Source organism: Bosea sp. 685 (assembly GCF_031884435.1).
In the GTDB taxonomy this organism is placed as follows: Bacteria; Pseudomonadota; Alphaproteobacteria; order Rhizobiales; family Beijerinckiaceae; genus Allobosea.
Genome location: NZ_CP134779.1, coordinates 4,172,916 through 4,195,848, shown reverse-complemented (window position 1 = coordinate 4,195,848; position 22,933 = coordinate 4,172,916). Strand labels below are relative to the sequence as shown.

The following is a 22,933-nucleotide window of genomic DNA, read 5'->3' as shown; positions in this document are numbered from 1 at the left end:
CCTTCCTCGCGGAACTAGCGCTGCCGCCACCGTTGGAGGCGGCCGAAGACCAGCCGGTCCAGGCCGACATGGGCGAGCTTCACCGCGATGGCCGTGGCCATGATCACGGTCGCCATGCCGGCGGCGGACGCGATCGCGCCGGCTTCGTCCATATGCACGATCGCGATTGAGGCGAGCTTGGTGTCCGCGCCATAGAGGAAGATCACGGCCGACACCGTGGTGAGCGCGTTGACGAAGACATAGACGCCGATATCGAGGATGGCCGGCAGGCAGATGGGAGCCGTGACGCGCCGAAATGTCGACCAGAACGGCACCTTGAGTGACGCCGAGACCGCCTCGAACTCGCTGTCGATCTGCTTGAGGCTGGTCAGGGCCGTGATGTGGCCGACCGTGTAGAAATGCGCGATCGTGTTGACGACCAGGATCGCCAGCGTGCCGTAGAGAAAGCCGAGCGGGTTCCAGCCGGCATTGAAGAAGAAGACATAGCCGAGCCCGAGCACGAGGCCGGGGACCGCCATCGGCAGCATCGCCAGGAACTGCGCGAAGGCGCGCATCCGGGGAAACAGCTTCAGCTTCTCGATAAGATAGGCGCCGGTGAAAATAAGGGCTGTGCCGATCACCGCGGTGAGTGATGCCAGGACCAGGGAATTCCGATAGGTCTCCCAGCCGGACGGCTCAACCGCGGCGAAGTCATAGTTCTTGACCGTCAGCGACAGGTTGTAGGGCCAGTAGCTGACGAAGGATCCCCAAACCGCGATCAGATAGGGGCCGACGACGGCCAGCGTGGTCGCGATGACGAAAACCAGCAAAGCCGTATCGCGGCGCGGTTCGGGTTTCGGCGTATAAGGCACTGCCCGGGCCGAGAGCATGGCGCTCTGGCGCCGCTGCACCATCCGGTCGACAAAAAAGGCCAGGACAGCGGGCACGAGCAGGATGATGCCGACGACAGCGCCCATCGGAAAATTCTGCTGGCCGACGACCTGGCGATAGGCGTCCGTGGCCAGAACGCTGAACTGTCCGCCGATGACTTTTGGAATGCCGAAATCCGTGACGACGAGCGTGAAGACGACGAAGGTGGCGCTGATCAGGCCATAGCGTGCACCGGGCAGCGTGATGGTGCGGAACATGCGCCAGCGCGTCGTATCCATCGCCTCGGCGGCCTCGCGCAGGCGACCGTCGGAGAGGGCGAGCGCTGTGACCAGGATCAGCACGGCATGGGGAAAGCTATACAACGCTTCGGCCGCGACGATGCCGACGGGGCCATAGAGCGAAGCGCCCATCATCCAGGATTTGAGCAGGCCCTGGTTTCCGAAAATATAGATCAGCGCCAGGCCCGACAGCAAAGATGGTGCGAAGACGGGCACCATCGCTGCCGCGTAGAACAGCCCCTTGCCGGGAATGCAGCTGCGGCGCAGCGCATAGGCATAGAAGAACGCGACCGGGATGACGATCGCCGTGGTGGCGCCCGCCACGAGCAAGCTGTTGCCGAGCGAGGAGATCAGCGTCGGCGTGGTCGCATAGGTTACGAAATTCGCCAGCCCGACAAAGCGTCCATTCACATCCTCGAGGCTTTTGGAGAGCAGGGCCCAGAGCGGCAGCGCGATGATCAGGACGAGAACGGCGCATAGGGCCAGGATCAGCGCGGCCGCGACATGCCGCTCGCTTGCATGAAGGGAACCGGTCTTCGCTGCCGGGGCGGCCATGGCGACAGGCTGCACGGCGACGGTCATCGCCGCGCTCCGGCAAAGACGTGCAGCGACTCCGGCGGGAAGGAGACCGACCGCACCTGGCCGGGTTCGATACCGAGATCGCGCATGGCGTTGGTCGAGAAATCTGCGGCGATGCGCGTCTTCTGCGAGCCCGTCGGCTGCAGATGGGCACGGCAGAAAGACCCCAGGAACGCCAGATCGCCGATCGTCGCCTCAAAGCAATTGGGCGTATCCGCCGAGATCGATCGGGTCCGCACTTCCTCCGGCCGCATGGCGAGCCGAACCGGCGTCCCCTCCGCGAATGGCGTGGCATTGGCGACGAGCAGATCGAGTTCGTCGACGCGTACGCGTCCCGGGCCGGTGACGATGGCGTCGAGGAAGGTCATGTGGCCGACGAAATCGGCGACGAACGGTGTCGCCGGGCGGCGATAGATCTCCTCGGGCGATCCGACTTGCTCGACGGCGCCGTCATTCATCACGACGATGCGATCGGCCATGGCGAGCGCCTCCTCCTGATCATGCGTGACCATGATCGTGGTGACGCCGAGGCGCTGTTGCAGCGAGCGCATCTCGTCGCGCAGACGCAGCCTGACCTTGGCGTCGAGCGCGGATAGTGGTTCGTCAAGGAGCAGCAGCTCCGGCGAGGTCGCCAGCGCCCGTGCGAGCGCGACGCGCTGCTGCTGTCCGCCCGACAGCTGGACCGGATATTTCTTGCTCTGTTCCGGCATGCCAACGAGCGTCAGCAGTTCTTCCACCCGCCTGGTGACATCGCGAGACGGCCTGCGTTGGTTGACCAGGCCGTAGCCGACATTGTCGGCGACCGTGAGGTTCGGAAACAGCGCGTAGGATTGGAAGACGATGCCGAAATCACGCTCGGAGGGGGCCGCGCGGGAGACGTCGCGTCCGCCCATGTGGATCGATCCGCTGTCCTGGAGATCGAGCCCAGCGATCGCCCGCAGAAGCGTGGTCTTGCCGCAGCCCGAAGGGCCGAGGAAGCAGACGAACTCGCCCTTGCGGATGTCGAGATCGATGCCGCGCAGCGCCTTGAAGCTGCCGAAGCTCTTCGTGACGCCGCGAATTGACAGAAAAGGAGCCGGATTATGCAGGTTCATGGCGTCGAGCCTTGTGATTGGCGGCGCGCGTCGCGATGCGCTCTGAACCGGAGCGGCCGAAGTCGGGCCACTCCGCAGCTTGCATGAATCGTGAGCGTGCATGAATCGTTCCGCCCGACTTCGTCTTGGAAGCCGGGCAGTGCCGGCCCTAGTTTTTCGGTGCCGCCTTGGACTCGTAGCGCTTGGACCATTCGGCGAGCACGCGCTCGCGATTATCGGCCATCCAGGACAGGTCGTTCTTGATCATCCCTGCTTCGGCATTCGCGGGATAGTTCGGCGGCGTGTTGTCGGCACCCGGCACCGCGACGATGGCATAGGTCTTGGCATAGATGGTGTTGGCTTCAGGGCTGGCGGTCCAATCAGCGACCTTCTTGGCGAGGGCAAGGTTCTTGCTGCCCTTGACGATCGCACTGGCTTCCATCTCCCAGCCGACGCCTTCCTTGGGGATCACCACCTCGATCGGCGCGCCCTTGGTCTTCTCGGCGGCGCCGCGCATGTCGAGAGCCAGCCCGACCGTACGCTCGCCGCGCGCCGCCTGGACGCAAGGCGCCGATCCGGAATGGAGATAGGCGCCGATGTTCTCGTGCAGGCCGTCCATGAACTTCCAGCCTTCAGTCTCGCCCATGCTCTGGAGCCAGCCCGCCACCATCAGATAGCCGGTGCCCGACGAGGCGGGATGAGGCATCACGATCTTGCCCTTGAGCGCCGGATTGAGCAGGTCCTTCCAGGAGGTCGGTGTCGGGATGCCCTTGGCCTCGACCGTGTTGAAGCAGACGACGCCGAGATAGGCGTCCATGCCGGTCCAGGTGTAGGGTTCGTTGGGATCGCGGAAGACAGGCTTCAGCTTGTCGGCGCCGGCGGGCTTGTAGGTTTCAAGCAGGCCGGCCTTTTCGAAGACGAGCAGGCTCGAAGCCGCCAGGCCCATCACCATGTCGGCACGCGGGTTGTCTTTCTCGGCCAGGAAGCGCGCGGTGATGACGCCGGTGGAGTCACGGACCCAGACGACATCCGCCTCGGGAACGGCCTTCTCGATCGAGGACTTGAACGGCGCGAGCTGGTCGTTTTCCAGCGCGGTGTAGATCGTCACCTTGGTCTTCTGGGCCTGGGCAACCCCAGGCATAGCGAAGGCAAAGGCGCCGATGAGGGCGGATGCAAGCCAGCTCTTCATGTTCTCATCCCCTGTTTATGTGGTTGGGCACTCGTTCGACGCGTCATCCCCATGATTGTCTAAAGCCGGCGGGTCGAGCCGCCGGCCCTTGGAAATAGTCAGATCGTCACGCGCTCCATGGGGTCGACCAGGTCTTGACGTTGGTGAAGCTCTTCATGGCTTCGACGACGCCCTCCTTGTATCCGAGGCCGGAATCCTTGATGCCGCCGAAGGGCGACATCTCGATGCGGTAGCCCGGGACTTCCCAGAGGTTGACGGTGCCGACCTCGAGCTCGGCGATGAGGCGCTGGATGTAGTCGAAGCGGTTGGTGCAGATGCCCGAGGACAGGCCGTAGGCGGTCGAGTTCGAGATGCGGATGACCTCCGCGATATCGTTCGGGACACGAATGATCGGGATCACCGGCCCGAAGGTCTCCTCATGGACCAGCTCGCAATCGTAAGGAATGTGATCGACCACCGTCGGGTGGAACAGCGCGCCCTGGCGCGCCGCCCCGTGCAGAACCTGCGCACCGCGCGAGACGGCATCCGCCACGCGGGCCTCGAACAGTTTTGCCGAGCGCTCGTTGATGACGGTGCCGACATCGGTCTCGGGGTCCATCGGGTCGCCGCACTTCAACCTCTTCGCCTTCTCGACGACGAGTTTTGAGAATTCCTCGGCGACGCTCTCGACGACGAGGATGCGCTTGACCGCGGTGCAGCGCTGGCCGGAGTTCTTGGTCGCGCCGGTGACGGCGAGTTCGGCCGCCTTGTCGAGATCGGCATCCTCCATCACGATCAGCGGATCATTGCCGCCGAGTTCGAGCACGATGCGCTTGTAGCCCGCTGTCGCGGCGATGTGCTTGCCGACGCGCACCGAGCCGGTGAAGGTCACCAGATCCGCATCGGGATCGGTGATCATGGCGTCGCCCATGGTCGAGGGATTGCCGGTGACGACCGAGAGCATCTCGGGCGGCAGCCCGGCCTCATAGAGCACATCGGCCAGCGCCAGCGCCGTCAGCGGCGTCAACTCGGTCGGCTTCAGCACGAGGCGGTTATTGGTCGCGATAGCCGGCGCCAGCTTGTGGCTGACCATGTTGAGCGGGTGGTTGAACGGCGTGATCGCCGAGATCACCCCGAGCAGCGGCTGGCGCGTCGTGAAGATTTTTCGCGCCTTGCCGTTGGGCGAGATGTCGCAGGAGAACATCTCGCCATCGTCCTTGATGGTGAGCTGGGCCGCAAACGACCAGACGTCATAGGCCCGGCTCGCCTCATAGAGCGAATCCTTCCAGCACAGCCCGGCTTCCGCCGTGATCAGCCGGGCGAAGTCTTCCTTGCGGTCGCGCAGCAGCTCGGCCGTCGTCTGAAGGATGCGCTGGCGCTCGAAACGGGTCAGCTTCGGCTTGAACGCCTTTGCCTTGGCGAACGCCTCGCGGACATGCTCGGGCCTGGCCGCCGGGATCAGCCCGACGACGCTGTCGTCATAGGGGTTGCGAACCTCGACCATGTCGTCGGTCGAGACCAGCTTGCCGGCGATCCGCATCGCCTCCCGGCGCAGCGGTGGCTTGATGTTGACGGTCATGATCAGCCCACCAGGTTGAGGGCGACGTCGAAGACGTCGAAATTGCGCAAGGTCCGACCGGCGGGAACCGAGATCGCGCGGTTGGCGATCATCGGCACGGTCTGCTCGGTCAATCCGCCATGCGAGCGCAGCGGCTCGGTCAGGCCCGACAGGTCATGCTTGTCGGGCGAGGTGCCGAGCACCTTGTGCCGGGTCGAGACGACGACGACGTCGCCGATGCGGTCGGCCGGCAGCTCGAAGCGCTCGCAGGCCTGGGGCGAGGTCAGCGCGACCTCGATTCCGTCGAGCCCGGCGATCCGGTCGGCCACGTCCTGCTGGCTCGCGCCGTCGGGCAGATAGATCGTGGCGAAGGAGCCGAGCGCGCCGTGATGCACGACGTAAGGGTCGGTGATCGGCAGGATCACGCGCATCGCGCCTGCTCCATACCACTCGTCCATCAGGCCCTGCAGATAGATCACGTCGGGCCCGCCCGAGGCGAGGTGCTTGTCGTTCATGCCGTGGTCGGCGGTGATCACGAGCGTGCAGCCGGCGGCGTCGAGCTGGCCGACATAAGCGTCGAACATCTCATAGAAGGCGTTTGCGACGTCGGAGCCCGGCGCCGCCTTGTGCTGCACATAGTCGGTGGTCGAGAGATACATCACGTCCGGCTTGAACGTGGCGAGCAGCTTCACGCCGGCCGCGAAGACGAACTCCGAGAGATCGGCCGAATAGACCGAGGGCAGCGGCAGGCCGACGAAGTCCAGGACGTTCTGGATGCCGTTCTCGGCCATGTTGGCCTTGTCGGCTTTCTCCGACGAAAACGCGATCGCGGTCCCGGTCGTGAAGTCCAGACCCTTGCCCAGCAGCGTCCGGAGCTTGTCCTTGGCCGTCACCATCGCGACCTTGAGGCCGGCCTTCTGGAACTCGGCCAGGATCGTCGGCGCGCGCAGGAAGCGCGCATCGTTCATCATCACCTCTTCCCCAGCCTCGCGGTCGTAGAAGAAGTTGCCGGCGATGCCGTGCACGGCCGGCGGTCGGCCGGTGATGATCGAGAGGTTGTTGGGGTTGGTGAAGCTCGGAATGACCGAGAGCGCCGTGGTGTTCGCCCCCGTCTTCATCAGCCGGTCGAGATTGGGGGCAAGCCCGGCCGCGATCGCTTCTTCGATGTACCCTGGCTCCGAGCCATCCACGCAGATGACGACGACAGGCTTCTCAGGACGCTTGTACGACCGCCCGTTGGCGACGACGTCAGCGCCGATCTTCGCATGCATGTTCATCACTGCCCCCTTCACGCTGCCGACTTCAGGCCGACGCCCATCTCGGAGAGCACGTCCGAGACCGTGGCGACGAAGGCCTTCATGTCCTGCGCGCCCAGCGCTCCGATGCAGCCGATGCGGAAGCTGTCGGCGACGGTCAGCTTGCCGGGATAGATGACGTAGCCGGCATCCTTCAGCGTGTCGTAGAAGCGCTGGAAGACGAAGTTCTTGTCTTCGGGCATGTGGAAGGTGACGATGATCGGCGCCTGGCGGGCGGCCGGCAGCAGCGTACGGAAGCCGAGCTCCCGCATGCCCTCGATCAGGATGCGCGCATTGTCAGCGTAGCGCTCGCCGCGCCCGGCGACGCCGCCCTCCGCCCAGAATTCCTGCAGCGCGGCGTGGAACGCGACGATGACATGGATCGGCGGGGTGAAGCGGTACTGGCCCGTGCGCTCGAAGGCAGCATGCTGATCGTGGAGATCGAGCACGAGCGTCGTGGCGTTATCCTTGGTCTCGGCCAGGGCGCTCTTGCGGGCGATGACGAAACCGAGACCCGGCACGCCTTGGATGCACTTGTTCGAGGAGGCCGCGACTGCGTCGAAATAGACCTCCCGGCTGTCGAGCGGCAGAGCCCCGAAGGCGCTCATCGAGTCGATCAGCAGGCGTCGACCGTGGCGCTTCACCAGCGCCGCAATGGCTTCGACCGGATTGCGGATGCCGCTGGTGGTTTCGCAATGGACCGTGAAGATATGGCTGATCGCAGCATCGTCGATCAGCAACCGATCGATCTCTGCGAGATCGGGCGGCATATCCTCGGCCGTCTCGTGGACAACGACACCGCGCCCGGCGATCTCGAGAATGCGCTTGGCGCGTTGGCCATAGGCGCCATTGATCAGGACGAGGACCTTGCCGTCGCGCGGCACGAAGCTTGTGAGCATCGCCTCGACGGCGAAGGTGCCTGAACCTTGCATCGGGACGGTAACGAAGCTGCCTTCGCCATGGATGACCTTCGGCAGCTCGTCCATCACGGCCTTGTTGATGCCGACGAAGGTCGCATCCCGCGAACCCCAATCATGCAGCATGGCCTCTTTGACGGCCTTGCTGGTCGTCAACGGGCCAGGAGTCAGGAGAAGCGGGTCACCGGTCTCGGATGTGGCGGGGCGGCGGGCTCGGGCCATGTCGGTCTCGCTTTTCGCGTTGCAGCGGATGGCGAGAGGTTAGGCAGCCAATTGACATAGCTCCAATACATCGTTTCCATGTCATCTATAGAAAGGATCTATAGGATGGCGATCAGCTATTCGGGCTTGGCCGCATTCCACGCTGTCGCGGAGGCGGAGAGCTTCACCGGCGCCGCCAAGGCGCGCAATGTCAGCCAGCCCACGCTGTCGGCACAGGTGCGTACGCTCGAGGACGCGTATGGCGTGCGGCTGTTCGACCGGGTCGGACGGCAGATCAAACTGACCCCACTCGGCCAGAGCCTCTTTGTCATCACGGCACGGCTGTTTGCGGCCGAGGACGAGGCGCAATCCCTGCTCGCCGGCACGCGGACCCTGCAGCGGGGCCATCTGCGTATCGCGGCCGACAGCGCGACGCATGTCATGGCCGCGCTGGCGCGAATGCGTGAGAAATACCCCGGCCTGACCTTCTCCCTGACGATCGGAAACTCGTCGGAAGTCGTCGATCAGATCATGGACTTCTCGGCCGACGTGGCGATCACCGCTCGGCAGAGCTCGGATCCACGCCTTCACACGCTGAAGCTGCGCTCGGATCGACTGGTCGCCTTCGTCTCGAGCCGGCATCCGTTGGCAGGGCATGACAGCATTCCGATCGAAGCCTTCGCCGGCCAGGACATCGTGCTGAGGGAACGCGGCTCGATCACGCGCGAGACGTTCGAGGCCCGCCTCTCGGAGGCCGGGATCACGCCGGCCAACCTGCTCGAGGTGCAATCGCGCGAGGCGGTTCGCGAGGCCGTTGCCGCCGGCTTCGGCATCGGTGTGACCTTCGATGCCGAGTTCAGGCCCGATCCGCTTCTGAAGCGGCTCATCGTCAGCGGGGTCGATCTGGCGGTCGGCGAATATGCCGTTTGCCGCGCCGAGCGACGACGAATTCCGTTGGTGCGCGGCTTCTTCGAGACCGTCCAGGAGTTCGTCACCGCCGAAGCGGAACGAGCACGCTGAACTCAGGCGATCCGCATCAGCGCGAGTGCGGCGACGATGAAGCCGCAGGCGACAAGTCGTGAGGCCTGCAGCGGTTCCTTGAGCCAGAGATACGCGATCAAGGCGGCAAACAGCACGGAACTCTCGCGCACGGCCGCGACGAGCGGGATCGGCGCCACCGTCATCGCCCAGATTGCAATCCAGTAGGCGCCGAGAGCCAAGGCGCCGCCGGCCGTTCCCTGCAGCCAGAACGGTCGCATCGCCGCCAGACCCGCCTTTCCACGTCGCAGGACGACATAGACGAGCAGCGGCACGGCATCGATGACGAACAGCGCAGCCGAATAGGCATGGGGGTCGCCCGCGGCACGCGCGCCGAGCCCGTCGACCAGGGTGTAGCCGCTGATCATGACCGCGGCGAGAGCGGCAAAGCCGAGCGCAACGGGGTCGAAAGCGCTGCCGCGCCTGCGCCCCAGGATCGATATCAGCATGATGCCGATCCCGAGCAGGCCAATGGCTGCCAGCTGCAACGGCGCAAGACGCTCGCCGAAGAAGGCCACGCCGATCGCTGTCGTCAGGAGCGGCGCCCCACCCCGCGCCAGTGGATAAATCTGGCTCATCTCGGCGCGGCGATAGGCTTCGGCCAAGCCGATATAGTAGCCGAGATGGAAGATCAGCGAGGCCACGAGCCACGGCCATGCCTCAACTCTCGGCAAGCCTGTCACCAGGAGCGCGGGGAAGGCCAGCACCCCCGCCGTCAGCGAGATCAGCGTCATCGCGAGGATCGGCTCGAGCTTGAGCTTGACGAAGGCGTTCCAGCCCGCATGCATCGCCGCCGCCAGGAGGACGGTCAGGAAAATTCCAAGGCTCATAGGCGCGCCAAGGCTCATCGGCGCGCCGTTCCGGTCGACAACGCCTGCGCCCAGTCGTCCCGGCCGTTCTGGAGGGCCTTGGCCGAGGCGGCGCCCCAGTCATAGGCGATGGCGTGATGCTCGACCGTGATCGCGGCGTCGATCGTCACCACGGCGAAGCGGGCATGGGGGCTTCCGCTTTCGGAAACATGAGCGGGGAGTGTGTCGTCACGATAGGCCTGACAGCCGACGCTCCCTGGATTGACGACGAGCGTCCCTGTTGCGAGGCGCAGCAATCGCGGCAGATGGCTGTGACCGCAAAGCAGCAGCGGGTCTGGTATGCCAGCCAGCCTTGGATCGATGGTGGCCCGGGCCTCCGGCAGAAGGCGGCCGCCAAAGACGCCTTCCATCAGATAGGCTTCATCATCCCCCGGGGCCGCATGGAAGCAGCGCGCCGCCCCGGCGAACAGTTCCTGTGGCAGCGTGGACAGCCATTCTCGGTGGGCGGGCTCAAGTCGCTCCCAGGCAAAGCGGTCGGAGGCGCCAAGCCGTTCCGGCGAGATCGCTCCCAGCGCGCGATCATGATTGCCCCGCACGTGCAGCATCGTCGTTGCCCGCAGGAGCGCGACGGTTTCCATCGGCCAGAGCGGCCCCGAGGCGCAGTCGCCGAGATTGACGATCCCGTCGACGGAATGGTCGCGAAGGCGGTCCAGTACCGCTTCCAGAGCCGGCAGGTTGCCATGTATGTCCGCGATGACGCCGAGGCGCATGGCTCGCTCCGTGAGTTTTCGCCGTGTCCGGGGGACATCGACGTTCGCGCCGGGCGCTTTACAGCATCCTAAACGCTTTGCCAGCGAAATATGTCCGCGCGCCTTGCGCGTCACGGGGGTGGCTTCCGCAATCACCCGCCCGTCAGCCTGGGGTGCCCGGTCGAAGCCTTTGCGTTCAAAGACCTGACGTCGGCGCCCTTTCAGCAGGGCCGTGCAAATGAGCCGGAATGACCGGCGATATCCCCCTCATCCGAGCCGTCGGCCAGCCGCCGGGACCGGGTCGATCCGCCGTGGAGACATTCGGGTATCGGGCGCGCATCCGCGCTTTCAGCAATCCGCTCGGCCGCCGAGACCGTGTTGACCAGCAGCATGGTCACAGTCATCGGGCCGACACCGCCCGGAACTGGCGTGATGTAGGACGCCTTGGCTCTGACGGCGTCGAAATCGACATCGCCCTGCAGCTTGCCCTGCGTGTCGCGGTTGATGCCGACATCGATCACGACCGCTCCCGTGCGGACCATCGGCGCGCTGATCAATCCGGCCACGCCGGCCGCTACGACCAGTATGTCAGCCAGAATGGTATATTGAGCGAGATCCCGCGTTTTGGCATGGCATACCGAGACGGTGGCCTCGCGCGCCATCATCATCAAGGCCATCGGCTTGCCCACGATGTTGCTGGCTCCGACGATCGTGACGTTGCGGCCCTCGACCGGGATCGCAGCGTGATCGAGCATGCGCATGACGCCATAGGGCGTGCAGGGCGAGAAGATCGTTCTGCCGACGACCAGGCCACCGACATTGTAGAGGTGGAAGCCGTCGACATCCTTATGAACCGAGATCACCCGCAAGACGGCCTGGATATCATGGTGGGGCGGCAGCGGTAGCTGGACGAGGATGCCGTGGATATCGGCGCATTGGTTCAAGCGCTCGATCTCGCCGACAAGTTGCTGCGCCGAAATTCCCGCATCGAACGCGACGAGCGTGGACCGGATTCCGACCTCGGCGCAGGCGCGGATCTTGTTCGCCACATAGATGCGCGAGGCGGGATTGTCGCCGACGAGGATCACCGCCAGATGCGGGACGATTCCGGCGTTGGCGGCGAGCTTGGCGACCCGCAACGCGGTTTCAGCGCGGATGTCGCGCGCGATCTCGCGGCCATCGAGGATCCTGGCGCTCATTTGAACCTCCGGCTCTAGCGGAAGATGACCGTGCGCCGGCCGGCCAGCATCACCCGCCGTTCGATGTGCAGGCGCAGGGCGCGCGCCAGAACCACGGCTTCGATGTCGCGCCCCACGCTGACGAGATCGTCGGGAGCGAGCGAATGATCGGCCCGCGCAACGTCCTGGTCGATGATCGGGCCTTCGTCGAGATCGGGGGTCACGTAATGTGCCGTTGCTCCGATCAGCTTCACGCCGCGGTCATAGGCCTGATGGTAGGGCTTGGCCCCCTTGAAGCTTGGCAGGAAGGAGTGGTGGATGTTGATCGCCCGCCCGCCGAGCGCGCGGCAAAGATCGTTGGAGAGCACCTGCATATAGCGGGCGAGCACGACCAGCGACGCTTCGGTCTGCGCGACGATCTCCAGCAGCCTTGCCTCCTGCTCCACTTTGGTCGCCGCGGTGACGGGCAGGTAATGGAACGGGATGCCGTAATTCTTCGCCAGCGGCTCGAAATCACGGTGGTTCGAGATGATCGCCGGAATCGTTATGTTGAGATTCCCGGTCGCCTGGCGGAACAGCAGATCGTTCAGGCAATGGCCGAAGCGTGAGACCATCAGGACGACACGCTCTGGGCGCATGGCGTCAATGGTGTCCCAGCTCATGCGGAAGGTCCCGGCGACGCCGTCGAATTCGCGCCGGAAGGCGGCATCGTCGAGGCGGTCGCCCGCAGCAAAGGCGACGCGCATGAAGAACTGGTCGTCGCGCGGGTCGCTGAACTGCGCACTCTCCAGGATGTTGCAGCCGTGCCGGTAAAGCACCCCGCTGACGGCGTGCACGATGCCGGGCCGGTCCTCACAGGAAAGGGTAAGGATGCGGGCAGGCTTCTGCACGACGATGTCCCGGGGCAGGGCGGGTGCGAGTGGTGTGAGATCGGTCATGCCATCGTTCCGCGCGCCCGCACGAGATCCAGTGGCGCCGCCAGGCTGACGCTGACCGGAACCGCCGTCCCCGCAAGATCGATCGTCCAGTTGCGCGCGTCGAGCCAGGCCTGGCTGATCGGCTCATGGCTTTCGGCCCAGCCGAGCGCAACGATTCCATCGACGGTCGCGCCGAACGCTGCCGAGGTGATCTCGCCGACCGGCTTGCCATCAGCCAGGATCGCCTCGCCGCCCCAGGCCATCTGACCGTCCGGGCGTGGGCCGACAAGCGCTATCAGCCGCTTCGTGCGTGGGGCCGGGCGGGCCGCGGCGAGCGCGCTGCGGCCGATGAAGTCGCCTTTGTCCAGCTTCACGGCGAAGCCCAGACCGGCCTCGTAGGGGTTGATGTCCGGCGTCAACTCGCGTCCCCAAGCGCGGAAGCCCTTCTCAATGCGCAGCGAGTCGACCGCATAGTATCCTGCGTCGACAAGGCCGAGATCGGCACCGGCCTCGTGCAGCGCATCGTAGATGGCGAGCGCGAATTCGGCTGGCACGTAAAGTTCGAAGCCATCTCCCAGATAAGAGCGGCGGCAAGCCCAGGTCGTGGCGTAGCCGATCGTGATCTGCCGGATCGCGTTGGCCGGGAAATCGGCGGGAGCGAAGGAGGCCGGCGACACGCGGCCGAGGATCTCCACCACCTTCGGGCCGGCCAGCGAGAGCACGGCATAGGCCGAAGTGACATCCGTCAGCGTCACGCCCTCCGGGAGCTGGCGCCTGATCCAGTGCGCGTCGCGTGTCGCCTGGGCCGTGCCGGTCAGCAGGAGATAGCTGTCGGGTGCGATGCGGGCGGCGGTGAGATCGCTCTCGAAGGTGCCGCGCGCGTTCAGCAGCGCGGTATAGACCGAGGCGCCGACAGGCACCGCGACGTCGTTGGCGGCCAGGCGCTGCAGGGCTTCCTCGGCCTTGGGGCCCTGGAGCAGGAACTTGGCGAAGCTGCTCATGTCGACGATGCCGGCCGCCTCGCGGCAGGCCCGATGCTCGGCCGCGACCGTCTCGAACCAGTTCTGGGTGCCAAACGCGTAGCCGATCGTGCGCTCGCCCTCGGTCCGCGCAAAATAGTTCGGCCGCTCCCAGCCCATCTTGGAGCCGAACACGGCGCCTTTCGCGGCAAGCCGCTCATAGAGCGGCGAGCGGCGGAACGGCCGGGCGCTGTCGAGCTCCCGGTTTGGCCAGGGCATCGCATAATGCAGACCCAGCGTCTCCTTGACGCGGTCCTTCAGCCAGGCCGGATTATTGTTGAAATTGGCGAAGCGGCGAATGTCGACGGGCCAGAGATCGCTCGTCGCTTCTCCCTCGACGATCCATTCGGCCAGCGCCTTTCCGGCGCCGCCGGCCGAGGCGATGCCCATCGAGTTGAAGCCGGCGCCGACATAGATGCCGGCGACCTCCGGAGCCTCGCCAAGCAGGAAGTTGTTGTCGGGCGTGAAGCTCTCGGGACCGTTCAGAAAGGTCTTGATCTCGGCCGTCTCGAGCGCCGGCACACGCTGCAGCGCGTTCTCCATCAGGATCCCAAACTGGTCCCAATCATCGGGCAGGAGCTGGAACTCGAACGGATAAGGGATGCCGTCCATGCCCCAGGGCTTCGCATCGGGTTCGAAGCCGCCCATGACGAGGCCGCCGACCTCCTCCTTGTAGTAGGTGTAGCCGTCGGGATCGCGCATCACCGGCAGGTCCGGCGTCACGCCCTCGATCTTGCCGGTGACGATATACATATGCTCGGCCGAGTGCAGTGGCACCGAGACGCCGCACATCTGCCCGACCGTGCGCGACCATTGCCCGGCGCAGATGGCGAGAACCTCGCATTCGACACGGCCTTGATCGGTCTGCACCGCCTTGATCCGCCCCTGATGCGTCTCGATGGCGGTGACGCGGACGCGCTCGCGAATGATCGCGCCGCCATTCCTGGCGCCCCGCGCCAGCGCCTGAGTGATGTCGGACGGATTCGCCTTGCCGTCACCGGGGAGCCAGACGCCGCCGACGAGATCGTCGGTGCGCATCACCGGCCATTTGTCGCCGGCCTCCTTCGGGCTCAACTCTTCGATGTCGACCCCCTGGGCGCGTGCCGCCGAGATCGTCCGGCGCAATTGCGTCATGCGCTCGGACGTTCGGGCGACGGAGACGGAGCCGCAGCGTTTCCAGCCTGTGGCGAGTTCGGTCTCTTTCTCCAGGGAGGCGTAAAGCTCCGTCGAATACCGGATCAGGCGCGTCATGCTCGACTGACTGCGCAATTGCCCGACCAGGCCTGCCGCATGCCAGGTGGTGCCCGAGGAGAGCCGCCCCTGCTCCAGGAGAAGCACGTCGCGCCAGCCGAGCTTGGTCAGGTGATAAGCGACCGAGCAGCCGACGATGCCGCCGCCGATGATGACGACACGAGATTGCGTGGGAATGGACATGAGCGCCTCCGTGATGGAGGCACTCTAAAGCACCGAATAAAAAAAACAACAGAAAACCACAAAAACGGTCAAATTATCCCGTGACGATGCGGACGCCGTTTTCTGCCAGTTTCGCGGTGATCTGATCTGGTGGAAGCTGGTCGACCAACAACCCGGCGCAACCCTCGTCGCCTGAGATCCTGCTGGGCAGAACGAGCCCGAATTTGCTGCTGTCGGCCATCAGGTAGCCGAGCTCGGCGGCATGCAGAAGGGCGCTTCGGGTCGCGGCCCCGGCGCGCGTATAGTCGGTGAGCCGCCCTTCCGCATCGACGCCGCCTACGCTGACGAACGAGAGATCGGCCGAGAGGCGTGTGATCGCCCGCAGGGCTTCGGGGCCTGAGGTCGCGTCCTCGTTACGGTCGAACTCGCCACCGATCAGAAAGACCCGAGCGCCCGGCAACCGGCTGACCAGTCGCGCATTCTCGAGCGAAGTCGTGTGTACGACCAGCCGCTTGCAGTCTGACCGCGCCAGGGCGCGCGCCACAGCTGCGGTCGTGGTGCCCGAATCGAGCAGGATCGTCATGCCATCGCCAAGCATCGAGGCCGCCACACTGGCAATCCGCTCCTTGCCCTCGCGGTTCACGCCCCGGCGGCTGGCGAAGGATGCCTCCGAACTCTCGTTTCGAATGGCCCCACCATGAACGATCGATAGCAATCCGTCCGACGACAAAACCTTGAGGTCGCGCCGGATGGTCTCGCGCGAGACTTCGAGCGATAGGGCAAGCTCCTCGACGGTAACGGATTCCAGCCTATCGAGATTTTCCAGAATGGTGCGCTGCCGCCTCGCCGCGATGTCACGTGTCATGAAAACGAGACCAAAAATCCGAGCCGATGGGTGAAATCAAATTGGACTATGTCTTTGATTGGCGCTTGGCAATCGAACCACATGGCCCGCGGGTAACAATGATCGAGCCGGGGAAGTTCTTGCGGCTTGCCGGAGTCCCTAACAGCCTCTAGGCGGCCCGCACTCGGAGAGATCGAAGAGGTGGGACCAGGTTCGTGTCGGGCCGGCGATCCCGCTCCTGCTCAGCGCTTCTGCCTGCTCAGCGCTTCTGATTGTAGACGTCGAGGCAGACCGCACCCAGCAGGACGAGGCCCTTGATCACCTGCTGATAGTCGATGCCGATGCCCAGGATCGACATGCCGTTGTTCATCACGCCCATGATGAGCGCGCCGATCACCGCCCCCGAGACACGCCCGACCCCGCCATAGGCCGAGGCGCCGCCGATGAAGCAGGCGGCGATCACGTCAAGCTCGAAGCCCAGCCCCGCCTTCGGGGTCGCCGTGTTGAGCCGCGCCGCGAAGACGAGGCCGGCGAGCGCTGCGAGAACGCCCATATTCACGAAGGTCAGGAAGGTCAGCCATTCCGTGCGCACGCCCGAAAGCTTGGCGGCGCGCGCATTGCCGCCGACTGCATAGATCTGCCGGCCGATGCTGGTGCGCGTCGTCACGAAGGCATAGAGCGCGATCAGTACCCCCATCACCACGAGCACGTTCGGCAGGCCGCGATAGGAGGCGATGAGATAGGTCGCGTAGAGGATGATCGCGGCGAAGGCGAGGTTCTTGGCGATGAAGAAGCCCTGCGGCTCGACCGGGATGCCATGGCTCTGCTGGCGCATGCGGCTCTTGAGATTGAGCACCACGAGCAGGATCGCGAGCGCAGCGCCGATCGCCAGCGAGGTCGGGTAGAGTGCGCCGGCTTCCGGCATCAGCTCGGGGATGAAGCCCGAGGACAGCTTCTGGAAGGTCGCCGGGAACGGCCCCAGCGACTGGCCCTGCAGGATCGCCAGCGCCAGCCCCTTGAAGACGAGCATGCCGGCAAGCGTCACGATGAAGGAGGGGATCTTGAAATAGGCGACCCAATAGCCTTGCGCCGCGCCGATCAGCGCGCCCAGTGCCAGGCAGATCAAGGCGGCTGGCACGAAATGCATCTCGTAGCGCACCATCAGCACGGCAGCGACCGCGCCGACCGCGCCCGCCACCGAGCCGACCGAGAGGTCGATATGGCCGGTGACGATGACCAGCAGCATCCCCAGCGCCATGATGACGATGAAGCTGTTCTGAAGCACCAGATTGGTCAGGTTCAGCGGGCGCAGCAGCGTGCCCCCGGTCATGACCTGGAAGAACAGCATGATCGCCACCAGCGACATCAGCATGCCGTAGTCGCGCAGGCCCGTCTTAAGGTGGTTGCCCGCCGGACGCGCCGGTGCTTCGCTTGAGGCTTTGCCGCTCAAGGTTTCGCCGCTCATGCTCTGGCCTCCCCGTTGCGCATGATGGCGCGCATGATCTTTTCCTGGCTTGCATCCTGCGCGGAGAATTCGCCGACGAAGGCGCCCTCGTTCATCACACAGATACGGTCGCAGATGCCCAGCAGTTCCGGCATTTCCGACGAGATCACGATGACGCCGCGCCCCGAATCCGCCAGCTCGTTGATGATGCAGTAGATTTCGTATTTGGCGCCGATGTCGATGCCGCGCGTCGGCTCGTCCAGGATCAGGACTTTTGGCTCGGTGAAGAGCCATTTCGACAGCACGACCTTCTGCTGGTTGCCGCCCGAAAGCTGGCCGACCTCCTGGTAGACGCTGGCACTGCGGATGCCCATGCGCGAGCGATAGCCCGCCGCCACCTTGAGCTCGGCCATGTCATCGATGACGCCGCCGGGAGCGACCGCCGGCAGGTTGGCCAGCGTCATGTTCTTGCGGATGTCCTCGGCCAGGATCAGCCCAAGCTCCTTGCGGTCTTCGGTGACATAGGCGAGCCCGGCATTGACGGCGCGCCGCACGCTGGACAGATCGACCTCGCGACCCTCCAGCCTGGCGCGGCCGCTGATATGGCGCCCATAGGAGCGGCCAAAGACGCTCATCGCGAATTCGGTCCGGCCTGCGCCCATCAATCCGGCGATGCCGACGATCTCGCCGCGCCGGACCTGGAAATCCACGCCCTTGATCACGCGCCGCCCGGCATCCTGCGGATGGAACACCGTCCAGTCCTCGACCTCGAAGATCACCTCGCCGATCTTCTCTTGGCCTATCTTCTCTTGGCCAATCTTGGGCTCGCGCTTGGGATAGCGATGCTCGAGATCGCGATCGACCATGCTGCGGATGATGCGGTCTTCGTCGACCGGGCCGGCGCGGCAGTCGAGCGTGTCGACCGTGCGCCCGTCGCGCAGCACGGTGATATGGTCGGCGACGCGCGCGACCTCGTTGAGCTTGTGCGAGATCAGGATCGAGGAGATGCCCTGCGCCCGCAATTCGACCAAGAGATCGAGCAGCGCTTCGCTGTCGCGCTCGTTGAGGCTCGCGGTCGGCTCGTCCAGGATCAGGAGCCGGACATCCTTGGACAGCGCCTTGGCGATCTCGACGAGCTGCTGCTTGCCGACGCCGAGATCGATGACACGGGTGTCGGGCGCCTCGTTCAGGCCGACCTTGGCCAGCAGCGCCAGGGCGCCGCGATAGACCGCGCCCTGGTCGATCACCCCGAATCTTGTGGGCGGGTTGGCCAGATAGATGTTCTCGGCGATGGACAGAAGCGGGATCAGCGCCAGCTCCTGATGGATGATGATGATGCCGAGCGCCTCGGATTCGGTGATGTCCCGGAAGCGCCGCTCCTCGCCATCGAAGACGATGGCTCCGTCATAGGAGCCGTGCGGGTAGACGCCGCTCAGCACCTTCATCAGGGTCGATTTGCCGGCGCCGTTCTCGCCGACGACGGCGTGGATTTCAGCCGTCTCGACCGAAAACGAAACCTCGCTCAGGGCCTTGACGCCAGCGAACGCCTTGCTGATGCCGCGCATGGCCAGGATCGGATTCATGTATTCTGCTCCGCGACCGGAGGGATCGACGGCCCCGCCCAAAGCAGGGCCGCGCGCGAGGGGGGCGCGTTACTTGATCTGCCCGGCCTTGTAGTAGCCCGAGGCGACCAGGATCGCTTCCCAGTTCGACTTGTCGACCGCGACCGGGGTGAGCAGATAGGACGGCACGGTCTTGCGGCCATTGGTGTAGGTCTTGGTGTCGTTGACCGGCACCTCCTTGCCGCTGAGCATGGCATCGACCATGTCGGCGGTGACCTTGGCGAGCTCGCGTGTGTCCTTGAAGATGGTCGAATACTGCTCGCCGGCGAGGATCGACTTGACCGAGGGAACCTCCGCGTCCTGGCCCGAGACCAGCGGCATCTTCATCGAGGCGGAGCCGTAGCCGACGCCCTTCAGCGAGGACAGGATGCCGATCGAGATGCCGTCATAGGGCGAGAGCACGGCGTCGATGCGCTTGTTGTTGTAGAAGGCGCTGAGCAGGTTATCCATGCGCGCCTGGGCCGTTGCACCGTCCCAGCGCAGGGTCGAGACCTTGTCCATGCCCATCTGGCCGCTCGCCACCACGAGCTGCTTGGAGTCGATGAAGGGCTTCAGCACCGACATCGCGCCGTCATAGAAGAAATACGCGTTGTTATCGTCCGGCGAGCCGCCGAAGAGCTCGATGTTGAACGGCCCCTTCGCCTCGGGCAGGCCAAGACCCTTCACCAGCGTCTGCGCCTGCAGGACCCCGACCTTGAAGTTGTCGAAGGTCGCATAATAATCGACATTCGGTGAGTTCCGGATCAGGCGGTCATAGGCGATCACCTTGGTACCGGCGGCGGCCGCCTGCTGCAGGATGTCGGACAGGGTGGTGCCGTCGATGGCGGCGATCACCAGGACCTTCGCGCCCTTGGTGACCATGTTCTCGATCTGCGAGAGCTGGTTGGGGATCTCGTCCTCGGCATATTGCAGATCGGTATTGTAGCCGCGTTCCTTCAGCACCTTCACGATGTTGTCGCCGTCGGCGATCCAGCGGGCGGAGGATTTCGTCGGCATGGCGATGCCGACGGTGGGCTTGGATTGCGCCAGCGCAGGCCCGGCAAAGGCAAGCGCGCCCAGCGCGAGAGCCGACAGAAGCTTGGTGATACCGGATGTCATCATTTTCTCCCTTGGTAGAATATTTGCTTGGTTGAATATTTCGCTGAACATTCATTGCCGCCTGCAAGCGGTCTTGGTTGATGCGAGACTGTCAGTGCGCTCCCAGCTTGACCCGCGGCTCCGCCTTTCCGACCGCGCCGGGGGTGAATACAAACGTCGCGCCGCCCAGCGGGTCGGCAGCGCGGGCTGCTTCATCCTGTCCCTCCCAGGCGCTGGTGACCAGCAGGCGGTCAAAGGCCCGGCCGACGAAGACCGGGCAGCTTGGCTGGCGCGCCGGCGCGGCCAGGCTACGGACGCTCTCGCCCTGATCGGTGAGGACATCGATGCGCGCGCCACCCCAGCGGGCAATCCAGATCAGCCCCTCGCGATCGATCACGGCACCGTCGAGCCCTTTGCCGTCATCGGACAGGGCAAGCGAGGAGGGCGCCTCGCGCGGCAGCCCCGTCACGGGGTCCAGCGGCACGCGGTAAAACTCGTTTTGCGCCGTGTCGGCGAAAAAACCTTGCCGGCCGTCGGCGGAGAAGCAGATTGCGTTGGGGATCGTCAGCCCGGAAAAAAGCAGCACGACCTCGCCGCCCGACAGCGCATAGATCGAGGCGGCGCCGGCCTTTGCGCTCTTGCTCATCATGCTGAACCAGAACGCGCCGCCGGGATGCGCACGCGCATCATTGGAGCGTGTCGCGCGGTTATCCGCCTCGACGGCACGAAACGGCGCCATTGCGCCGTCGCGGCGCGAACGCAGATGCAGCCCGCTCTCGGTCGAGACGATCTGGCGCTCATCGTCGACCATGGCCAGCGCCGAGGCCATCAGCGGCAGATCCTGGCAGGTCACGCTGCCGGTTCCCAGATCAGCCGCGAACAGCTTGCGCTCCAGAATGTCGAACCAGAACGCCTCATTGGTCGCGGCGTCATAGGCAGGGCCTTCGCCAAGATGGCAGCGTGTTTCGCCGAGCAGCACGGGAGCGGGCAGGGCGGCCGGCGTCACGCTCACCATGTGAAGGCTTCCACGCCGCGACGCTGCCCGAGCAGGAAGGCGTCGGCCACAAGTTGCAGAGGCGCCAGGTCGACGTCGCTCTCGCGTCTGCCGACGAGATCAATGAGACGGCGGTAGAGCGCCGGGTACTCCGCCTCCGCCTCGTCGACGAGCGCGCGGCCGTCATGGTCGAGCTTGGCGCCGCCGGCTGAAAGCATCAGCGTTCCGCCTTCCGTCTCTATGCGCATGTCCCAGCTTTGCGGTCCTGTCTGCAGGAAATCGAATTCCGCCCGGATCGGCAAGCCGGCCGCGTCGGCGAGATCGAGTTCGGCTGCGATCGGCGCTGCGCGATTGGCGGGGAAGGCGAGCCCGGCGCCCCGGAGAAAGACCGGGCGCGGCAGGATGCGGGTCAGGATCGACAGCGCGTTGATCCCGGGGTCGAACACGCCGAGCCCGCCGGCCTCGAAAATCCAGTCCTGACCGGGATGCCAGACCCGGACATCTTCGCGCCAGTCGATCTTGACCGATAAGGGCCGGTTCGCGGCGAGAAAGGCGCGTGCCGGTTCGACGGCCGGGGCAAAGCGGGAATGCCAGGTGGCAAACAGCGTCAGGCCGTTGTCGCGCGCGCTGGCGATCAGCGGAGCAAGTTCGCCGACGGTCGCGCCCGGCGGCTTCTCCAGCATGACATGCTTGCCGGCCGCCAAAGCGAGCGCGGCCTGGGCGCGTCGCACCTGCGGCGGCGTGCAGAGCGCTACCGCATCGACCGCGACATCAGAGGCAAACAGCGCCTCGAGGGTCTCAAAACAGGGCACGCCGTCCAGCCGCGCATTGCGGCTGACGACCGCCGCGATCGCGATCTCGGGCAGGCCCGCCACCGCGGGCAGGCCCGCCACCGCGGGCAGATGCTGGTCGCGGGCGATCTTGCCCAATCCGACGATGGCGAGGCGCAGCATGCTCATTTGCTCCAGCGCAGAACCGCGGCGTCGAGGCTTTTGGCGATCTCGATCAGCCCGGCCTGCGTCTTTGGATGAGGCAGTTCGAGCGGATGGCGCAAGGCGGCCGAGCCGATGATCCCGCCCTCCTTCATCAGGATCTTCGCCGCCGACAGGCCGGTCTGGCGGTTCTCGTAATTGATCAGCGGCAGCCAGCGCGCATAGGCGGCTATGGCCTCATTGCGGCGCCCGGCGAAATAGGGATCGACGATCTGGCGGATGCCGTCGGGATAGCCGCCGCCGGTCATCGCGCCGGTCGCGCCCGCATCGAGATCGGCCATCAGCGTGATCGCCTCCTCGCCGTCCCAGGGGCCCTCGATCGTCTCGCCGCCGAGTTCGAGCAGCGTGCGCAGCTTGGCCGCGGCCTGGGCGACCTCGATCTTGAAATAGGAGACGTTCTCGATCTCGCCGGCGAGTTTGGCCAGGAAGGCGGGCGAGAGCGGCGTGCCGGCCACCGGCGCGTCCTGGATCATGATCGGGATCGAGATCGCATCCGAGACGCGACGGAAGAAGGCTTCGATCGCCGCCTCGCCGACCCGGAAGGTCGCGCCGTGATAGGGCGGCATGATCATCACCATGGCCGCGCCCTTGTCCTGCGCGCGGCGCGAACGCTCGGCGCAGACCGCGCTGCTGAAATGCGTGGTCGTGACGATGACCGGCACCCGGCCCGCGACATGGTCGAGCGCCAGATCCATCACCGTGTCGCGCTCGGCATCGGTCAGCACGAACTGCTCGGAGAAGTTCGCCAGAATGCACAGCCCGTCCGAGCCGGCATCGATCATGAAGTCCAGGCAGCGGCGCTGGCCTTCAAGATCGAGCCTGCCGTCATCGTGGAAGATGGTCGGCACGACGGGGAAGACGCCGCGATAGGGTCTGGTCGCTGCAGGCATGGCCGGGC

19 protein-coding genes are annotated in these 22,933 nt (G+C 65.2%); 1 reads left to right on the top strand and 18 read right to left on the bottom strand.

The window, feature by feature from the left end; genetic code table 11:
- Positions 1–14: 14 nt before the first annotated feature.
- From RMR04_RS20825 to RMR04_RS20800, 6 genes are all read right to left on the bottom strand, one after another.
- Positions 15–1,730, bottom strand: a complete 1,716-nt coding sequence (locus RMR04_RS20825) for a putative 2-aminoethylphosphonate ABC transporter permease subunit (protein WP_311910276.1) — start codon at positions 1,728–1,730, stop codon at positions 15–17.
- Complete coding sequence (locus RMR04_RS20820) at positions 1,727–2,821, bottom strand: putative 2-aminoethylphosphonate ABC transporter ATP-binding protein (protein WP_311910275.1); 1,095 nt, start codon at positions 2,819–2,821, stop codon at positions 1,727–1,729. Before RMR04_RS20820 ends, RMR04_RS20825 begins: the two co-directional genes overlap by 4 nt.
- A gap of 148 nt (positions 2,822–2,969) precedes the next feature.
- Positions 2,970–3,989, bottom strand: coding sequence for a putative 2-aminoethylphosphonate ABC transporter substrate-binding protein (locus RMR04_RS20815; RefSeq protein WP_311910273.1), 1,020 nt, complete (start codon positions 3,987–3,989; stop codon positions 2,970–2,972).
- A 106-nt stretch (positions 3,990–4,095) separates the two neighbouring features.
- Positions 4,096–5,547: a phosphonoacetaldehyde dehydrogenase gene (gene phnY / locus RMR04_RS20810; RefSeq protein WP_311910271.1), complete on the bottom strand. Its 1,452-nt coding sequence runs from the start codon at positions 5,545–5,547 to the stop codon at positions 4,096–4,098.
- A gap of 2 nt (positions 5,548–5,549) precedes the next feature.
- The gene (gene phnA / locus RMR04_RS20805; RefSeq protein ID WP_311910270.1) at positions 5,550–6,803 is read right to left on the bottom strand and encodes a phosphonoacetate hydrolase; all 1,254 of its coding nucleotides are present in this window, start codon (positions 6,801–6,803) and stop codon (positions 5,550–5,552) included.
- An 11-nt stretch (positions 6,804–6,814) separates the two neighbouring features.
- Complete coding sequence (locus RMR04_RS20800) at positions 6,815–7,960, bottom strand: 2-aminoethylphosphonate--pyruvate transaminase (RefSeq protein WP_311910269.1); 1,146 nt, start codon at positions 7,958–7,960, stop codon at positions 6,815–6,817.
- 105 nt (positions 7,961–8,065) lie between these two features.
- Between RMR04_RS20800 and RMR04_RS20795 the strand changes: the two genes are divergently transcribed.
- The gene (locus RMR04_RS20795; RefSeq protein WP_311910268.1) at positions 8,066–8,959 is read left to right on the top strand and encodes a LysR substrate-binding domain-containing protein; all 894 of its coding nucleotides are present in this window, start codon (positions 8,066–8,068) and stop codon (positions 8,957–8,959) included.
- Positions 8,960–8,961: 2 nt separating this feature from the next.
- On the opposite strand, the gene RMR04_RS20790 is transcribed toward RMR04_RS20795, so the two are convergent.
- From RMR04_RS20790 to RMR04_RS20735, 12 genes are all read right to left on the bottom strand, one after another.
- Positions 8,962–9,807 carry an EamA family transporter gene (locus RMR04_RS20790; RefSeq protein WP_311910267.1) on the bottom strand — a complete coding sequence of 282 codons (846 nt, stop codon included), beginning with the start codon at positions 9,805–9,807 and terminating at the stop codon, positions 8,962–8,964.
- Between the two features lie 14 nt (positions 9,808–9,821).
- Positions 9,822–10,670 (bottom strand): metallophosphoesterase family protein, encoded by an 849-nt coding sequence (locus tag RMR04_RS20785; RefSeq protein ID WP_311910266.1) that lies wholly within the window; start codon positions 10,668–10,670, stop codon positions 9,822–9,824.
- Positions 10,671–10,756: 86 nt separating this feature from the next.
- Entirely contained in the window at positions 10,757–11,734 is a 978-nt protein-coding gene (locus RMR04_RS20780; protein WP_311910265.1) for a bifunctional 5,10-methylenetetrahydrofolate dehydrogenase/5,10-methenyltetrahydrofolate cyclohydrolase, read from the bottom strand.
- A gap of 14 nt (positions 11,735–11,748) precedes the next feature.
- Positions 11,749–12,651, bottom strand: a complete 903-nt coding sequence (purU, locus tag RMR04_RS20775) for a formyltetrahydrofolate deformylase (protein WP_311910263.1) — start codon at positions 12,649–12,651, stop codon at positions 11,749–11,751.
- Positions 12,648–15,083 (bottom strand): GcvT family protein, encoded by a 2,436-nt coding sequence (locus tag RMR04_RS20770; protein ID WP_311910262.1) that lies wholly within the window; start codon positions 15,081–15,083, stop codon positions 12,648–12,650. The genes purU and RMR04_RS20770 overlap by 4 nt, the downstream gene beginning before the upstream one ends.
- Positions 15,084–15,156: 73 nt before the next feature.
- Complete coding sequence (locus tag RMR04_RS20765) at positions 15,157–15,927, bottom strand: DeoR/GlpR family DNA-binding transcription regulator (protein WP_311910261.1); 771 nt, start codon at positions 15,925–15,927, stop codon at positions 15,157–15,159.
- A gap of 238 nt (positions 15,928–16,165) precedes the next feature.
- Positions 16,166–17,356, bottom strand: coding sequence for a multiple monosaccharide ABC transporter permease (gene mmsB, locus RMR04_RS20760; protein WP_410492280.1), 1,191 nt, complete (start codon positions 17,354–17,356; stop codon positions 16,166–16,168).
- 11 nt (positions 17,357–17,367) lie between these two features.
- Entirely contained in the window at positions 17,368–18,933 is a 1,566-nt protein-coding gene (gene mmsA, locus RMR04_RS20755) for a multiple monosaccharide ABC transporter ATP-binding protein (RefSeq protein ID WP_311910259.1), read from the bottom strand.
- A 69-nt stretch (positions 18,934–19,002) separates the two neighbouring features.
- A complete protein-coding gene (gene chvE, locus RMR04_RS20750) occupies positions 19,003–20,070 on the bottom strand; it encodes a multiple monosaccharide ABC transporter substrate-binding protein (protein WP_311910258.1) in 1,068 nt (355 codons plus the stop codon).
- 91 nt (positions 20,071–20,161) lie between these two features.
- On the bottom strand, positions 20,162–21,064 hold the full coding sequence (locus RMR04_RS20745) for an SMP-30/gluconolactonase/LRE family protein (RefSeq protein WP_311910257.1): 903 nt from the start codon (positions 21,062–21,064) through the stop codon (positions 20,162–20,164).
- Positions 21,058–22,002: a Gfo/Idh/MocA family protein gene (locus RMR04_RS20740; protein ID WP_311910256.1), complete on the bottom strand. Its 945-nt coding sequence runs from the start codon at positions 22,000–22,002 to the stop codon at positions 21,058–21,060. The genes RMR04_RS20745 and RMR04_RS20740 overlap by 7 nt, the downstream gene beginning before the upstream one ends.
- The gene (locus RMR04_RS20735) at positions 21,999–22,925 is read right to left on the bottom strand and encodes a dihydrodipicolinate synthase family protein (RefSeq protein WP_311910254.1); all 927 of its coding nucleotides are present in this window, start codon (positions 22,923–22,925) and stop codon (positions 21,999–22,001) included. The genes RMR04_RS20740 and RMR04_RS20735 overlap by 4 nt, the downstream gene beginning before the upstream one ends.
- Positions 22,926–22,933: the final 8 nt, after the last annotated feature.

Coding starts and splice junctions, on each gene's coding strand:
- RMR04_RS20825 (WP_311910276.1), bottom strand. CDS start 1,730: ATGACCGTCGCCGTGCAGCCTGTCGCCATGGCCGCCCCGGCAGCGAAG.
- RMR04_RS20820 (WP_311910275.1), bottom strand. CDS start 2,821: ATGAACCTGCATAATCCGGCTCCTTTTCTGTCAATTCGCGGCGTCACG.
- RMR04_RS20815 (WP_311910273.1), bottom strand. CDS start 3,989: ATGAAGAGCTGGCTTGCATCCGCCCTCATCGGCGCCTTTGCCTTCGCT.
- phnY (WP_311910271.1), bottom strand. CDS start 5,547: ATGACCGTCAACATCAAGCCACCGCTGCGCCGGGAGGCGATGCGGATC.
- phnA (WP_311910270.1), bottom strand. CDS start 6,803: ATGAACATGCATGCGAAGATCGGCGCTGACGTCGTCGCCAACGGGCGG.
- RMR04_RS20800 (WP_311910269.1), bottom strand. CDS start 7,960: ATGGCCCGAGCCCGCCGCCCCGCCACATCCGAGACCGGTGACCCGCTT.
- RMR04_RS20795 (WP_311910268.1), top strand. CDS start 8,066: ATGGCGATCAGCTATTCGGGCTTGGCCGCATTCCACGCTGTCGCGGAG.
- RMR04_RS20790 (WP_311910267.1), bottom strand. CDS start 9,807: ATGAGCCTTGGAATTTTCCTGACCGTCCTCCTGGCGGCGGCGATGCAT.
- RMR04_RS20780 (WP_311910265.1), bottom strand. CDS start 11,734: ATGAGCGCCAGGATCCTCGATGGCCGCGAGATCGCGCGCGACATCCGC.
- purU (WP_311910263.1), bottom strand. CDS start 12,651: ATGACCGATCTCACACCACTCGCACCCGCCCTGCCCCGGGACATCGTC.
- RMR04_RS20770 (WP_311910262.1), bottom strand. CDS start 15,083: ATGTCCATTCCCACGCAATCTCGTGTCGTCATCATCGGCGGCGGCATC.
- RMR04_RS20765 (WP_311910261.1), bottom strand. CDS start 15,927: ATGACACGTGACATCGCGGCGAGGCGGCAGCGCACCATTCTGGAAAAT.
- mmsA (WP_311910259.1), bottom strand. CDS start 18,933: ATGAATCCGATCCTGGCCATGCGCGGCATCAGCAAGGCGTTCGCTGGC.
- chvE (WP_311910258.1), bottom strand. CDS start 20,070: ATGACATCCGGTATCACCAAGCTTCTGTCGGCTCTCGCGCTGGGCGCG.
- RMR04_RS20745 (WP_311910257.1), bottom strand. CDS start 21,064: ATGGTGAGCGTGACGCCGGCCGCCCTGCCCGCTCCCGTGCTGCTCGGC.
- RMR04_RS20740 (WP_311910256.1), bottom strand. CDS start 22,002: ATGAGCATGCTGCGCCTCGCCATCGTCGGATTGGGCAAGATCGCCCGC.
- RMR04_RS20735 (WP_311910254.1), bottom strand. CDS start 22,925: ATGCCTGCAGCGACCAGACCCTATCGCGGCGTCTTCCCCGTCGTGCCG.